Below are 14,823 nucleotides of genomic sequence, written 5' to 3' on the forward strand. Positions count from 1 at the left end.
GACGGATATCCATGATCCGCATCTCTGTCTGCTTTGCTTTTGATCTTTATGCCGAAATCTTCCTGCAAAAGCTCACATAGGAAGCTTCTGATAGGGAATCCTCTCTTTATCCAGGATCTCCATTTCTCTTTTATGGCAGGTACTTATGATCACCTGTCTGTTTTCTTTATGCAGCCACCTGAGAGCCGCTGCAAGACGTTCTTCATCATACATGCCAAATACATCATCAAGGATCACAGGGAACGGTTCCTCTTTGCAGAAAAGTTCTCCTGCTGCCATACGAAGGGCAAAATAAATCTGCTCCAGTGTCCCGCGGCTCAGTCTCTCAATGGATACGATACGCTCCCCTGTGTTCACAGACATATGCAGTGCCTCATCCATCAGAACCTCCTGATATCTGCCACCGGTGATCTCACTTAATATCTCAGATGTACGTTTTTTCAGACGGATCCCTACCTGATCTGTAATGTTTCCGGAAAGTGCCTCAATAGTCTCCATAGCCATATTCAGCGCCTGGATTTCTGTTTCCTCCGGAGTGATCACTTCTGTGTTTTCTTCACATTCCGTCAACTCTGCCTGCAGGTTCTCCAGCGCTGTATGCTTCTCTTCGTAGTCACTGTCCAGACTGTTCCGGTTCCAGGTCAGCTCCTCATGTCTGGAAAGCCAGCGCTCTCTCTGACGTTCTCTCTTATTCAGCTCCCTGCTGAGCCGTATGCGGAAAAACAATGCCGCTACAGAAATCGCCGCAGTTGCCACGCCTGACAGAACACTGAAAATGACCTGCCCGGAAAAAGCTGCCAGGCAGCCGGTACCGGCGATCCCACCAAGAAGCACAACTGTCAGAACTGCATCTGTCAGCTCCCGCCTTCTTTTTACACGATCGATCCGAAGCTCAAGAAGATCCTCAGTACTCCGCTCTCTGGTACCTATGTTCATCCCATCCTGCTGCTGCATGATCCGCTCACGCTTCTCATCCAGTTCACGGATCTCTCTACGGATATATTCCATATTTGCGGAAATCTTTTCTTTTTCCTTTTCCAGCTCCTTTTTTCGCCGGGCCGCTTCTGTCAGATATCCTTTTCTGGACATTTTCAGCATCTGCATGGCTCGTCCCATGTCAATGGAACTGTCACCGGTTCCCTGGTAGCTGGCCATGTAATTCTGCAGTTCACGTACGAGATCTTTTCCTGTAACGCTTTTCAGCTGTGCCACAGACACCGTATTATCATAAACTGCCTCACTTACATTTCCGAGAATAGTCCCAAGAGCTCCCTGTTCCGCATCTACAAGGCTGCCATCATCTTCACAGAGAAGCTCTCCCAGCTTCTTTTCTTTATAAAAATTCCTGGTAAGACGATACTTCTTCCCCTTGCTTGTAAACCACATAACCCCACCATATTCTGCCGGATTTTCCCATGGTTCATATTTTGTATATGTATCGTTCAGAGCAGCCTTTCCCCGCAGTCTGCGAACGCCGTAAAACATGGAGCGGATAAATGTATGTGTGGTAGTTTTTCCACTCTCATTTTCACCGTAAAGTACGTTGATCCCAGGTGAAAGCTCCATATCCTTGTCCCGGATCTTCCCGAAATTTTTTATTTTTAAACGTCTGATAACCATCTTATGCTATCCTCCTGTGATGCCCCTTATCGCCGGCTACCTGTCTCAAGCAATGCCTGAAGCCCATAATACAGCGCCTTTTTTTCCACGGTATCCATACCCTTTTTGGCCAGAAAATAGCCGATATAATCACCGATCAGAGTACCGCTGTAGCGTTTGTAGAGCTCACCAAGATCATACGCCGGCCAGGATTCATCCACAACATCGGTAACATTTCCGAGACTTTTCAGTTTCTCAGGAATCAGAAGAATATCCGGCGAACGCATTCCCTGAAGAATGATCCTGTAGATATTTCTTCCTCCTCTGCGGAAAATCTGGGATTTTATTGCTTCTTCCAGAGATATCTGTGTGGTTTCCTCGTGAAGTGTCATTACCAGCTGCTGATAGGAACGGCAGGCAAAGGGAACGAACTCTGTACGGATCCTTCCGTTGATCAGTCGTCCCTCCATATATCCATGTTCCCCTGTATCATTCCTGTCAATGGGCTCCAGAGCCCCGGAAAAGGCCGCCTGGTCACGGATCAGGATCTGCGGCTTATGGATATGCCCTAACGCCACATAATCGAAGCCTGACGCCGCCAGAGCTGCTGCACTGAGAGGAATATGCTTCTCATCGCCGCCATGGGCCAACAGAATATGGATTCCTTCTTTCTGGACAGGGGCAGCCTGATCATAAAGTCCGTCTTTTATTTCCCGGTCATAGTAACTCAGTCCATATACATAGACATCAAGCCTGGGATCTTTAACGCAGGTCAGTTCCCGGCTCCTGAAAAATATAACATTGGAATTCCACTCAAACGTATTATAAAAAGAATCTCTGCTTATAAAATCATGATTTCCTGCCATCAGATACACTCTGGTATCCGGGATGGTGGAAAACAGATAATTTACTTCCTTAAGCTCTCTCATAAGAGGCTGGCGGTGGAACAGATCTCCGGATATAAATAGCAAATCCACCGGATCTTCGCGGATGCCCGCAATAACCCGGCGGAAAGTGCTCCAGATTTCTTCCTCCCGCTCTTTGCTCCACGGGCAGCCCCTGTCGGGAACCGCACCCAGATGCACGTCTGCAAGATGAATAAATCTCATAATGTTCTCCCTTGTGTGTCAGTCACACATATCAATACCTGTTGCCAATTTCTCTCTGCTGATCTCAGGAGCACAGAACGTCCTGCTGTGCAAAGTGTTCTGATCAAAGATCGCAGTTCTTTACAGTTCTCGGGAATGGGATCACGTCACGGATGTTGCCCATACCTGTAAGGTACATGACACATCTCTCAAATCCAAGGCCAAAGCCGGAATGACGTGTGGAACCATATTTACGAAGATCCAGATAGAAATCGTAATCCTCCGGTTTCAGACCCAGCTCATCCATACGTGTTTTCAGCTTGTCGTAGTCATCCTCTCTCTGGCTTCCTCCGATGATCTCTCCGATTCCCGGCACCAGACAGTCCATAGCCGCAACTGTCTTTCCATCCTCGTTGAGTTTCATGTAGAATGCCTTGATCTCCTTCGGATAATCTGTAACAAATACCGGTCTCTTGTAGACCTGCTCTGTCAGATAGCGCTCATGCTCTGTCTGAAGATCACATCCCCAGAATACCTTGTAATCAAATTTGTCATTGTTCTTCTCAAGGATCTCAACAGCCTCTGTATAGGTCACATGTGCAAATTCAGAATTAAGCACATGGTTCAGTCTGTCAAGAAGCCCCTTGTCAATGAAGGAATTGAAGAAGTTCATTTCCTCCGGTGCATTCTCAAAGACATAACGGATCACGTATTTCAGCATAGCCTCTGCAAGCTCCATAGCGTCCTGAAGGTCTGCAAACGCACACTCAGGCTCGATCATCCAGAACTCAGCTGCATGACGGGTAGTGTTGGAATTCTCAGCACGGAAGGTCGGTCCGAATGTGTAAATGTTGCGGAATGCCTGTGCATAAGTCTCTCCGTTCAGCTGTCCGCTTACGGTAAGGTTTGTCTCCTTTCCGAAGAAATCCTGTGAATAATCAACACTTCCATCCTCTGTCAGCGGAATATTCTTCGGATCCAGTGTTGTTACCTGGAACATCTCTCCTGCACCTTCACAGTCACTTCCTGTGATCAGCGGTGTATGCACATAGACAAAGCCTCTCTCCTGGAAAAATTTATGGATCGCATATGCGCAAAGAGAACGTACACGGAATACAGCCTGGAAAGTATTTGTTCTCGGTCTTAAATGTGTCATGGTCCTTAAGTATTCAAGACTGTGTCTCTTCTTCTGAAGTGGATAATCCGGTGCGGAAGCTCCCTCTACAGATATCTCTGTTGCCTGGATCTCAAACGGCTGCTTCGCCTGAGGGGTAGCTACCAGTGTTCCCTTGACAATGATGGCCGCTCCAACATTCAGCTTGGAAACCTCTGCGAAATTCTCCATGTTATCGTGATATACGATCTGAAGAGTTTCAAAAAAGCTTCCATCATGAAGTACGATGAATCCAAACGCCTTGGAATCACGAACACTTCGTACCCATCCACCTACAGTGATCTCTTTGTCAAGATACTGTTCACGGTTTCTGTAAATCTCTTTCACTGTTGTCAGTTTCATAATCTATACCTCATTCCTCATATTCAGGATCACACGTCCCTGCGGACCTCCAAACGTCCGTATCGAATTAAGTATAGACTATTCTCATGGTTCGTGCAAGGAGTAATTGCCTTGCCGGACAGAAAAATAGCGGACCACCGAACAGAAAAATCCCGCCTGGCGGAATGTCTCCGGCAGACGGGATTTTTCTGTCTGTTATACCATTAATAATAAGATGCGTTGATACTTCCTGTGTTGAGATAAGTAATGCAGTAATAATAGATCCTCTTGAATGTCTTTGTTGTGTAGTGAAGTCCGTCATCGCCGTCATCCACACCATCATAGCGGGCATTGGTCCCGTAGCCTTTTTTCATAAGTATGCTGTACATATCAATATACTTGTAATACAAAGAAAGGCCGGAACGGATCTTGCTGTTGAATTCTCTTACCTGTGCCTCTGTACGGGCACCTCTTCCTGCTTTTGTGATCATAATGCTGTTGATCGGGTTTACGGACATGTAAAAGAGTTTACAGTTCTTACTTTTCAGTGTGGATGCGATATTGGTCATATAGCTGACATAATTACCTGCATTTCCCAGGTCATTGACACCCAGGTTAAAGATAACGGCGATCGGTTTGGAACCTTCTGTTTTGTCGATTTCTTCTATAAGCTGTGCATATCCTGTATCCCGGAACCAGCTCAAGCCCTTTCCTGGGTTTGCAACAAAAGAAACCCCATTTGTTACAGAACTGCTCATCTGTTTTTTCAGTGTCGCCTGTATTCCTGCAGTACGGGAATCTCCCACAAAAATGACCTTACTGTACATCATACCGATAGCCGGATGAGCCATCTCATCGGAACTGATGTCCTTTTCCAGTGCACGGTTAAATACCGTCGCATACAGATTGGTGTTTTTGCTGATCCGCAGAAGTTCGCCGGCTTCATAATCCGGATCTGTGGAAGAACCGGTCCGTCTGGTCTTAGACCATCCCATAAACGTATAACCTGTCGCATTGGATACGGATGGGAGCTTAAGGTAACCGCCCTTTCCAAGTGTTACTGTCTTCCATACGGTTCCGTTTGCCTTGCGGAGATTTACTTTTACTGATTGCATCTGTACGGAATAATATCTGATATTACCGGAGATTTTAATCTTCGTTCCTGCTTTTTTTGCAGTAGATGCCTTGCCGTTCTTTGCTGTCGACCAGCCAAGATTTACATATCCCGATCTGGACGGAACTGCAGGTAATGTGTAATATGTACCCTCTTCTACTTTTTTCTGCAGCTTCTTATATGCGGAATTGGTGCTTCCATTTCCAAGATAGAAGTTTACGGTATAATACTTACTCTTTCTGCGGACCGCATACAGAGTCATATCTTTTCTGACCTTTACGCTGGCACCTGCTTTATATACTACCTTGCTGCTCCTCTTCCGTGTGGTCCATCCGAGATTCTGATATCCCACAGCCTTGGGTACTGCCGGAAGCCGGATCGTGGTATTTAATGTCACATTCCGTGTCAGTGCAGTATACGTCTTACTTTTGCTGGTACCTGAATTATTATTGAACTTAACGGTATAAACAAGCTTCGCCGCCGACACCTTATGCGATGCAGCCGGCACAAAGATCAGTGCAGCTGCCACAAGTGCCAGCAAAAGCCATTTTATGCGAAGGACCTTACCGGTTTTTTCCCTGTTTTTCATATAAACAAACTCCTCCTGAAATACATATCCATCCCCGGGTGCCTCCGTACTTTTTACAGAGTATTGATAAATCTCATAAATGCATCCCTGCCCTCTGGTGTGCATTTATAAACACCGGCATCCTCCAGTACATGAACAAATACATTGCCCACTTCCCTGCGAAGGACTTCCTGGATATTATCTTTATCAAGTTTCTCATATTTTGGCAGAAATTCTGCAACCCATGCAGCATGTTTCTCGATTTTCTCATTGGAAGCGATATCCCTGCCGCTTAAAATGTATTCTTCAAGAAGCTCCAGCTCTTCTTTCAGACGGGCCGGAAGAACAGCGAGTCCCATAACTTCGATAAGACCGATATTCTCTTTCTTGATATGATGATAGCATGCATGCGGATGGTAAACCCCCAGCGGATGCTCCTCTGTTGTGATATTGTTACGTAATGTCAGATCCAGTTCAAAGGTATCTCCCACTTTACGTGCGATCGGTGTGATGGTGTTATGCGGCTCTCCGTCTGTTTCTGCAAAGATAAATGCAGCCTCATCAGTATATCCTCTCCAGCCTGCCAGTACATGTGTTGCCAGATCGATCAGTCTCTTCTCGTCTTTACTGCGGATACGCAGTACGGAAAGAGGCCATTTTACAATGCCGGCTTCCACATCTTCGTATCCCGGGATCGTCACATGCTTTTCAATCTCTGCCTTTGCCATGGCAAAGGTATAATGTCCGCCCTGGAAATGATCGTGGCTGAGGATAGAACCTCCTACGATCGGAAGGTCCGCATTGGAGCCAAGGAAATAATGCGGGAACAGCTTTACAAAATCAAACAGCTTGATAAATGTATTTCTCTCGATCTTCATCGGAGTATGCTGACTGTTAAATACGATACAATGTTCATTGTAGTAAACATATGGAGAGTACTGGAAGCCCCATGGACTGTCATTGATGGTGATCGGGATGATCCTGTGGTTCTCCCTTGCCGGATGATTGACTCTTCCTGCATAGCCTTCATTTTCCGGACAAAGCAGACATTTTGGATAGCTGCTGGATTTTACCAGCTTGGCAGCTGCGATAGCCTTTGGATCTTTTTCCGGCTTGGAAAGGTTGATCGTGATATCAATCTTGCCATATTCGCTGTCTACTGTCCATTTCTGATCTTTTTTTACGCGATAACGTCTGATATAGTTGCTGTCCTGACTCAGCTTATAAAAATAATCTGTGGCTTTTTCCGGATCTTCTTTATAAGCATCCCAGAATTCTCTCTGTACCTGGGCAGGACGCGGCATCAGACAGTTCATCAGCTTTGTATCAAAGAGATCTCTGTACACAATACTATCCTCGATGATACCCCTCTTTACAGCCTCATCAAGAAGTTCGTTCAAAGTCTCCTCAAGATCAATTTTAGCATACTCTGTCTCCGGTTCTGTATATTCGCTTTCCCCAAAAGTATCCAGAAGAAGATTTGTTGCATAAATTCTTTCGCATTCCGGAGTAATACCACTCTCCATCCCATACTGTACCAATTTTTTAATACTTTCACTTAACATTGCTTTTTCCCCTTTCCTGTCGCACTTTTCCCGGAAAACAGGACCTGTTTTTCCTGTTTTCCGATTTATGCCAAACGGGAACTCCCGTCTTGCCATCCTTCTGTAGCCCCATGGCCTTGGCCTTCATCCGGCCTGCTCTGTAGGCATCACTCTGTGACGTTTTCTATATAGGTGAGAAATACATTTCCGGCACTCTCAAACAGCGCTATACTGTCATTCATTCCATACGGGCTGATCTGTCCTGTTGCCGGATCATAAAGATAGGTATTATATTCATCATAGCCTACGATCACCACACTGGAATTTTCTCCTGTCTTGGCGATCACCGGTCGCTGGGCACTGACCTCATAAAGAACATTGTCAAGAGTACAGCCGGTCAGATCGATCACCGTTCCCATATCGCCAAGGCTATCCTGAAGTTCTTTTTTCTTCCAGTTGGCTGTACGTATACTTTCCGGCACATCCTCTATATTCATCTGAAGCTTTGTTTTTTTGTTTCCACGTTCCCAGACGTATTGCTGCGCACGGTTAAGTACAACTCCAGTCTGCGTATCCGCGCGTTTCACAGCTGCAGCCGGATCGGTATAGATACGGTCAAGAGAACCATATGCATAAACATAATAAAGTTCTCCCTGCGGAACGGTAGTATCCAATGTTACCGATGAGTCTTCAGTACTCTCGATCTTGGAACAAACAAGCAACGGACTGTCTGTCTCCGGTTTCTGGGTCATGGTCAGGCGGATCAGAGTTCCTGCACGGTTTGTAGTGATCAATGCTACATCTATCTGGCTTCCGGATGCTTTTTTGTTATTCATGATATTGTCCTTTTTCTGGACTGTATAAGCATTCCCCGATTTTGCAGAAAGTTCAAACTCCATCATGGTACTGCCAACCGTTACGTTGGTGATATAAAGGCCGTCCTGACGATACTCTTTTTTCACTTTTCCTTTAAAGCTTTCAATGCGGAATGTGCTGATTCCCTCTGTTTCATGTCCGTTGGCATCAGTAAGAATGTCCTCATCGGAAAGGATCCCATATACCAGATCTTCATTCATAAATCCCAGAACTCTCAGATTTTTTCCGCTTTCCGGCGAAATATCTCTTGTTTTCAGAGAATCAAATTCAATTTCCCGGATCTTCCCTGCATCATCTCCGGATTCGATCAGCCATGCTGCATGTGCCTTGGTATCTGACACAACAAAATGATTCTGTTTGATCCCTTCTTCAAGAACCTGTGAGGTTCCTGTCTCAATATCTACCTGATACAGCTTCTGTGCAAACAGCAGAAACAGCTGATTGTTTTTGTTTACATAAGTGAGTGTTCCAAGATCTTCCTTCAGGAACTCGTAAGATTCTGTACTTGGTATGAATACTTTTTCTTCCACCACATTGCGGTCGCTATTGTAGTGATAAACACAGACACCGCTGTATCCCTCGTGAACACCACGGTTCATATAACCGTACAATACAAAGTCCACATCCCCGTTATCTGCCACTCGGATGATCTTGATATCATGTTCGTTGCGCACATATCTGGAATCGTTATCTTCCTCTTTGCGGAAGCTGAAGATCCTTGTGATCTTTCCGCTGGACGGTGCATAAGACCAGAGATCCCCATCCTGCTCAAAAGCAACGATCTTTCCACTGCTGTCTGAAGCATAGGTGACATTCTTGTCACGGACACCCAGAAGCAGGCCTGCATCAGAAACTACCTTCTGAGATGGATCAAATACCTTCGTTGCAGAACGTTTGAAATCCAGCAGCATGATCCTTGTTTCTGTATAACGCATACGATAAAATTCCGTAACATCATAAATTTCGGTTTTACCCTCATCATCCTGTGCGGAAACCTGATAATCCAGCGTGATACTTGCAGTCGTTTCATTGATATCATCGATCAGCGGAACTCCTTCCATATAGAGCTTCGGAGAAAGGGATCCCCAGCTGATATTGGAAAGTCCGGAATTGATGGAAATATTATTGTAATTCGTTCCGCCAGAAGTATCCTCCGCTTCCAGATATCCGGTCAGCGTATCTGCCTGTTCCTTGTCCAGACACTTTGTGGAAAAATCCCTGACAAACTGAAGATACGCTTCTGTATTCAACTGGGTTCTGGAAACCACTCTTGTGTAGTAGTAAACTTCCCCCGCACTGGTATCCAGCGTAATCTGCATGGAATACTCCTGGTTCATGCGAAGGTCACTGCCGATCTCAATCTCTGTACTTAAACAGCCGTTGTCCTCTTTCGTGAGATTCTTGATCTTACGGTTCTCCATAACCTTACTTCCGTCTGAAGTCCGTACCTCATAAGCAAGCCCTGTTACTGTATCAGCATATGGGTTGATCTCAAAAGACACTTTTTTGGTAGTATCCAACGGAGTAATACTTCCCCTCATGAAATCGGTCTGCATCTGCTGTCTGTATCCATACATCTTATTTGCCTGGGTACTTCCGATCTTTACCATAACCTCCGGAAGTGTGGCATCGTTCATATCGGAGCGGTTATCTGTAGACTGGCTGTTCATCAGAAACGAGGTTCCGGCTACTACTGCCACAAAGATCACCAGCAGTATCGCTCCCTTACGTAGGATCTTCATCATGTCATTCTCCCTTCTGTGAGGCTGACTCTTCCGGATAAAGAAGCCTGTCCAGGGTAGGAGCCACATGAAGAGCCTTCATGGTATCCGAAAAACTGTCCCTGCTCTTTTTCTTTCCGGTTTTTACTGCGCGGATCAGAATATTTTTTGGTGTATGTTCCATATCGATAAATTCAAGGAGCTGGGTTTCATATCCTTTGCTTTCCAGAAGCTCGGCACGAAGACCATCTGTGATCAGAGCTGCCATTCTTTCCTTCAGGATTCCATAACGCATAACAGGCTGAAGCATTTCGTTTCGGATCTGACGGTTCAGTTCATGCTGACAGCATGGGACAGACAGGATCACCTGAGCCCCCCATTCCACTGCCTTGGCCAAAGCAAAATCTGTTGCTGTATCGCAGGCATGAAGTGTCACCACCATGTCCACAGAAGAAACTCCTTCATACCCTGCAATATCTCCCTGGTAAAAATGCAGCTTGTCATAACCATAAGATCTGGCCAATTCACTGCAATGCCGTATCACATCTTCCTTAAGATCCAGCCCTATGATGTTTACATCAAAACCCTCCAGTTCTCTGAGATAATAATACATAGCAAAAGTAAGATAGGATTTCCCGCAGCCAAAATCCAGGATCGTGATTTCTCTGTCTTTAGGAAGCTTCGGAAGGATATCCCTGATAAACTCCAGAAAGCGGTTGATCTGTCTGAACTTATCATATCTGGAGGCAACGATCTTCCCATCCTTTGTCATAACTCCCAGATCCACCAGAAACGGAGCTGCCGTTCCCTCTCTGAGAATGTACTGTTTCACCCGGTTATGAGGAGCGATCTTTATCTTTTCATTCTGCGCAGGCCCGTGTTGTTTTGTTTTGATGGTTGCTTTCCCTTTCTTGCTGATAAGGATACTTCCATCCTGACTGCGTCCGGTTGCCTGAAGCTGACGAAATTCCTCCATAGCATGCTCCAGATAAGCGATCATCTCTTCCCTGGTAAAATTCTTATGATAAACCTTCGTCCCTTCTGTCATGGACGCCTGGTAAAAAATCTGGCCCTTCAGCTCCACAGGACGAAGCTTCACCTTGGAAGGTCCCTCGCCAGTCCTGCGGCCACTGACAACAGCCTGTATCAGCTGTTCATTAATCTGTTCTTCTAAAAATTCCCTTATTGTCTTCATCATACTTCCATTATATTCACTTTTTGTTTTATTGTATATGGACAGATGTTGTGCGAACCAGTTTTGGTCGCTTCTGCCGGTATCACAGTATCGTTCATGGGTAAACCGCCATTTTAATACTCAGTGCGAAAACATTTTCTGCACCTTCTCCTCCTGCATCTTCGTCTGGAAATCTCCTGATACACCAGCACTTCGATCAGATCATCCAGGAATCCTCCCGGAATCTCCTGTACACTGGTATCTCCCTCCATCTGTCCCTTCACCTGGTGACAGATGTGATAGAGCATGAAACGATCCGGATATTCATCATACAGCCGGCTTCCCTCATAATCCAGAAGCTGACACTGTGCTTCCGCTTTTTCCTGGATCCTTCGGGCTGTATCCGGATAGTATGATCTCATCAGATCAAATTCCTTTTCCTGTTCTCTCTCTTCATTATAAAAACCAGGACTTCCCTGTGTAGCATAAAACGGATAAAAATCTGGATAGATCATAACTCTTCTGCTGTCCTCTCTCTGCTATCTCTTACAGTATATGCAGAAGAAAAGTGACGGTTCCCTCCAAAGTTCCGATCAAACCATGCGTTTCAGCATTCCCTGGGTCAGACGTACGCTGTGCTCAATTGCAAGCTTTTCAAACGCCGGATAATCCATGTTTGCACTATTATCTGCTTTATCTGAGATAGCACGGATGATCAGGAATGGAATCCCATTAAGAGCTGCTGCCTGTCCGATCGCTGCGCCCTCCATCTCAACAGCATAGGCGCTGAATTCCTTTACAATATTATCTTTTACACCCTGATCGCATACGAACTGATCTCCGGAAGCAATTCTTCCTTCAAAAACCCGGATCTCCGGATTTACTTCCTCGCATACATCATGTGCGATCTTACGAAGGCACTCATCTGCCTGGAAGGAAAATTCTTTCATCTGCGGGATCTGTCCCTTCGGATATCCGAACCCGGTTGCATCCATATCATGATGAAGAACATCTGTGGAAAGTACGATATCTCCAATATTGATATCATTGTTAAGGCTTCCTGCGATACCGGTATTGATCACCGCTTCCACCTGAAAGAGATCTGCCAGGATCTGGGTGCACATACCGGCATTTACCTTACCGATCCCGGACTGTACCACAACTACCTTCTTTCCTTCCAGAACACCCTCATAAAAATCCATTCCAGCTCTGGTAGTAATGGATACATTCTCCATAACCTCTTTCAGTCTTGCTACTTCCTGTTCCATTGCTCCTATGATTCCAACACATTTCATGATCTGTAAATCCTCTCTTTCAATATGATATCCTGCTGAATTTCACATTTTTTCTGTTCAGCAGTGTTTTTTCTTTTTCTACATTGTTCATTATAACAAATTTTATTTTTTATGGAAACTTTTTTTGAGAGATGCTATAATCGATAAATAAATAGAACAGGAGGTAAACAGAATGGTTTATAAGACAAAAGGCGTCTGTGCTCAGGGAATTGAGTTCGAGGTCGACGATAATAAAAAAGTTCACAATATCAAGTTTACAGGCGGATGTTCCGGAAACACACAGGGTGTTGCACAGCTTGCAGAGGGAATGGATGCAGATGAAGTAATCTCCCGTCTGGAAGGCATCCGCTGCGGATTCAAACCAACTTCATGTCCGGATCAGCTTGCAAAAGCCATCCGCCAGGCATTGAACGAAGGCTGATCTCACATAATCTTATTTTGTATATCTGATATATCATCACCCTGCGAAAAATTTCCGCAGGGTGATTTTAGGTTTAGGATAATCTGACAAAATAACTGTCTCAACGTTATTTAGTTAAATGTCCGTTCTATCCCACTTGTCGCACAGTGACTGGATATCTCTTGCAAAACGATCCAGATCTTTATTGGGGCAGCCTTCATTCTTCCGGATCACGGACATCAGGCGACGTCCCATAGCCAACAGCTTCTCATATGCACGGGCAGCCTTGGTTGTTTTCGGCGAAGCAGTTGCCTTTACGATCCGAACCCCGGCAGCCTCATGGATACACCGGTTCTCCAGAAGGTCATATTCTGTTCCACTAAAGGGTGCTGTTGCATCATACCCAAGCTCTTCTTTAAGCCTCTGGGCAAAAATCTCCGTCACCGTATCATCACCATGCGTAACAAATACGTGTTTTGGTTTCGTCTCAAAGGCTTTCGCCCATTCTATAAGTCCGTTTACATCAGCATGACCGCTGATTCCCGGCATTTTGCATATTTCAGCAGCCACCTGCACAGTCTCACCAAACAGCTTCATCGCCACAGCACCTTCCAGCAATGCCCGTCCCGGAGTTCCGATAGCCTGGTATCCAACAAAAAGAATGGTATTTCTGGGATTCCACAGATTGTGTTTCAGATGGTGTTTGATACGACCAGCATCACACATACCGCTGGCGGAAATGATCACCTTGCAGTCCTCATCAAAATTGATAGCTCTGGAATCATCGGTAGTAACGGAGGTCTTCAATCCCTGGAAGGATAACGGATTGATACCTTTATTCAAAAGATCCATTGCTTCCTCATCATAGCAGGTATATGCATTCTCACTGAAGATCGTAGTTGCTTCATTGGCGAGGGGACTGTCTACATATACCGTAAAACCATCATGGCCGTGAACCAGTCCCTGTTCTTTGATCTGTCGGATAAAATACAGCATTTCCTGAGTACGGCCTACTGCAAAGGACGGGATCACCAGACTGCCGCCTCTGTCAAAGGTCCTCTGGATAATCTCTGCCAGTATTGCCGGATAATCCGGACGTTCTCCATGACTGCGGTCTCCGTAGGTAGATTCCATCACAACATAATCTGCCTCCTGGATATATACCGGATCCCTGATCAGCGGCTGATTGATATTTCCGATATCGCCGGAAAAAACGATCTTTTCTGTTTTGTTCTCTTCCGTCATCCAGATTTCAATACTGCTGGAGCCAAGAAGATGTCCTGCATCCACAAATCTTACTTCGATTCCCTCTGCCGGTTTGATGATCTTATCATATGGGCATCTGACGAAGTTCCGGAGCACACCCATGGCATCTTCCATAGTGTATGCAGGAATAAATTCCGGTTTTCCTTCTCTCCGTCCCTTCCGGTTTCTCCACTCAGCCTCGAACATCTGGATATGTGCGCTGTCACGAAGCATGATATCGCAGAGATTGCAGGTTGCCTCTGTCGCATAGATCGGACCCTGATAGCCTTTTGCATACAAGGCCGGAAGATTCCCGGAATGATCCATGTGCGCATGCGTCAAAAGCACAAAATCCAGATCCCCCGGAGACACCGGAAGCTCCTTATTTTCATAATAATCCGGTCCCTGCTCCATTCCATAATCCACCAGAAACTTCCGTCCTGCCGCTTCCAGATAATAACAGCTTCCGGTCACCTCATGCGTAGCACCGATAAATGTTATCTTCATGCACAAGCCCCCTTTTCCGTCCCACGTTCTGAAATTTCCATATCAAAAAAGCCTGAAGGATCTCTCTGTGATATCCGATCATCCAAAAGCGCTGTGATATACAATTTCAAAAAGAAATAATCGATTTTCTGTTTATTAACGGTTTATTATTGTATTTATTATACACGAAATATATGTTTTTTGACAGTCTTTTTGTG

At 45.4% G+C, this 14,823-nt stretch carries 11 protein-coding genes; 1 reads left to right on the forward strand and 10 read right to left on the reverse strand.

Features of this window, described 5'->3' with window-relative positions:
* Window positions 1-72 precede the first annotated feature (72 nt).
* The 9 genes from DWX61_RS14365 to DWX61_RS14405 all read right to left on the reverse strand — a co-directional run bounded on the left by DWX61_RS14365 (window position 73) and on the right by DWX61_RS14405 (window position 12,474).
* A complete protein-coding gene (locus DWX61_RS14365) occupies window positions 73-1,620 on the reverse strand; it encodes an ATP-binding protein (protein ID WP_118626007.1) in 1,548 nt (515 codons plus the stop codon).
* A 26-nt stretch (window positions 1,621-1,646) separates the two neighbouring features.
* On the reverse strand, window positions 1,647-2,708 hold the full coding sequence (locus DWX61_RS14370; protein ID WP_118607830.1) for a metallophosphoesterase family protein: 1,062 nt from the start codon (window positions 2,706-2,708) through the stop codon (window positions 1,647-1,649).
* Between the two features lie 103 nt (window positions 2,709-2,811).
* Window positions 2,812-4,203 carry an asparagine--tRNA ligase gene (asnS, locus tag DWX61_RS14375; protein ID WP_015525643.1) on the reverse strand — a complete coding sequence of 464 codons (1,392 nt, stop codon included), beginning with the start codon at window positions 4,201-4,203 and terminating at the stop codon, window positions 2,812-2,814.
* A 203-nt stretch (window positions 4,204-4,406) separates the two neighbouring features.
* Entirely contained in the window at window positions 4,407-5,885 is a 1,479-nt protein-coding gene (locus DWX61_RS14380; protein ID WP_182434014.1) for an InlB B-repeat-containing protein, read from the reverse strand.
* Between the two features lie 53 nt (window positions 5,886-5,938).
* On the reverse strand, window positions 5,939-7,429 hold the full coding sequence (gene galT / locus DWX61_RS14385) for a UDP-glucose--hexose-1-phosphate uridylyltransferase (RefSeq protein WP_118626086.1): 1,491 nt from the start codon (window positions 7,427-7,429) through the stop codon (window positions 5,939-5,941).
* A gap of 146 nt (window positions 7,430-7,575) precedes the next feature.
* On the reverse strand, window positions 7,576-10,029 hold the full coding sequence (locus DWX61_RS14390; RefSeq protein WP_118626011.1) for a hypothetical protein: 2,454 nt from the start codon (window positions 10,027-10,029) through the stop codon (window positions 7,576-7,578).
* Window position 10,030: 1 nt separating this feature from the next.
* Window positions 10,031-11,203, reverse strand: a complete 1,173-nt coding sequence (locus tag DWX61_RS14395) for a class I SAM-dependent methyltransferase (RefSeq protein WP_021652850.1) — start codon at window positions 11,201-11,203, stop codon at window positions 10,031-10,033.
* Between the two features lie 110 nt (window positions 11,204-11,313).
* Window positions 11,314-11,694: a hypothetical protein gene (locus DWX61_RS14400; RefSeq protein WP_021652849.1), complete on the reverse strand. Its 381-nt coding sequence runs from the start codon at window positions 11,692-11,694 to the stop codon at window positions 11,314-11,316.
* A 78-nt stretch (window positions 11,695-11,772) separates the two neighbouring features.
* Window positions 11,773-12,474: a 5'-methylthioadenosine/adenosylhomocysteine nucleosidase gene (locus tag DWX61_RS14405; protein WP_118516021.1), complete on the reverse strand. Its 702-nt coding sequence runs from the start codon at window positions 12,472-12,474 to the stop codon at window positions 11,773-11,775.
* Between the two features lie 172 nt (window positions 12,475-12,646).
* On the opposite strand from DWX61_RS14405, the gene DWX61_RS14410 reads away from it, so the two are divergent.
* Window positions 12,647-12,895: a TIGR03905 family TSCPD domain-containing protein gene (locus DWX61_RS14410; protein WP_118626013.1), complete on the forward strand. Its 249-nt coding sequence runs from the start codon at window positions 12,647-12,649 to the stop codon at window positions 12,893-12,895.
* Between the two features lie 114 nt (window positions 12,896-13,009).
* On the opposite strand, the gene DWX61_RS14415 is transcribed toward DWX61_RS14410, so the two are convergent.
* Entirely contained in the window at window positions 13,010-14,626 is a 1,617-nt protein-coding gene (locus DWX61_RS14415; protein WP_118626015.1) for an MBL fold metallo-hydrolase RNA specificity domain-containing protein, read from the reverse strand.
* Window positions 14,627-14,823: the final 197 nt, after the last annotated feature.

The organism is Ruminococcus sp. AF20-12LB, from assembly GCF_003478985.1.
GTDB lineage: Bacteria > Bacillota > Clostridia > Lachnospirales > Lachnospiraceae > Blautia_A.

What these genes read in the sequence shown, in the direction of transcription:
- DWX61_RS14405 (WP_118516021.1), bottom strand. Translation starts at nt 12,474, where the DNA reads ATGAAATGTGTTGGAATCATAGGAGCAATGGAACAGGAAGTAGCAAGA.
- DWX61_RS14380 (WP_182434014.1), bottom strand. Translation starts at nt 5,885, where the DNA reads ATGAAAAACAGGGAAAAAACCGGTAAGGTCCTTCGCATAAAATGGCTT.
- galT (WP_118626086.1), bottom strand. Translation starts at nt 7,429, where the DNA reads ATGTTAAGTGAAAGTATTAAAAAATTGGTACAGTATGGGATGGAGAGT.
- DWX61_RS14410 (WP_118626013.1), top strand. Translation starts at nt 12,647, where the DNA reads ATGGTTTATAAGACAAAAGGCGTCTGTGCTCAGGGAATTGAGTTCGAG.
- DWX61_RS14395 (WP_021652850.1), bottom strand. Translation starts at nt 11,203, where the DNA reads ATGATGAAGACAATAAGGGAATTTTTAGAAGAACAGATTAATGAACAG.
- DWX61_RS14400 (WP_021652849.1), bottom strand. Translation starts at nt 11,694, where the DNA reads ATGATCTATCCAGATTTTTATCCGTTTTATGCTACACAGGGAAGTCCT.
- DWX61_RS14415 (WP_118626015.1), bottom strand. Translation starts at nt 14,626, where the DNA reads ATGAAGATAACATTTATCGGTGCTACGCATGAGGTGACCGGAAGCTGT.
- DWX61_RS14365 (WP_118626007.1), bottom strand. Translation starts at nt 1,620, where the DNA reads ATGGTTATCAGACGTTTAAAAATAAAAAATTTCGGGAAGATCCGGGAC.
- DWX61_RS14370 (WP_118607830.1), bottom strand. Translation starts at nt 2,708, where the DNA reads ATGAGATTTATTCATCTTGCAGACGTGCATCTGGGTGCGGTTCCCGAC.
- DWX61_RS14390 (WP_118626011.1), bottom strand. Translation starts at nt 10,029, where the DNA reads ATGATGAAGATCCTACGTAAGGGAGCGATACTGCTGGTGATCTTTGTG.
- asnS (WP_015525643.1), bottom strand. Translation starts at nt 4,203, where the DNA reads ATGAAACTGACAACAGTGAAAGAGATTTACAGAAACCGTGAACAGTAT.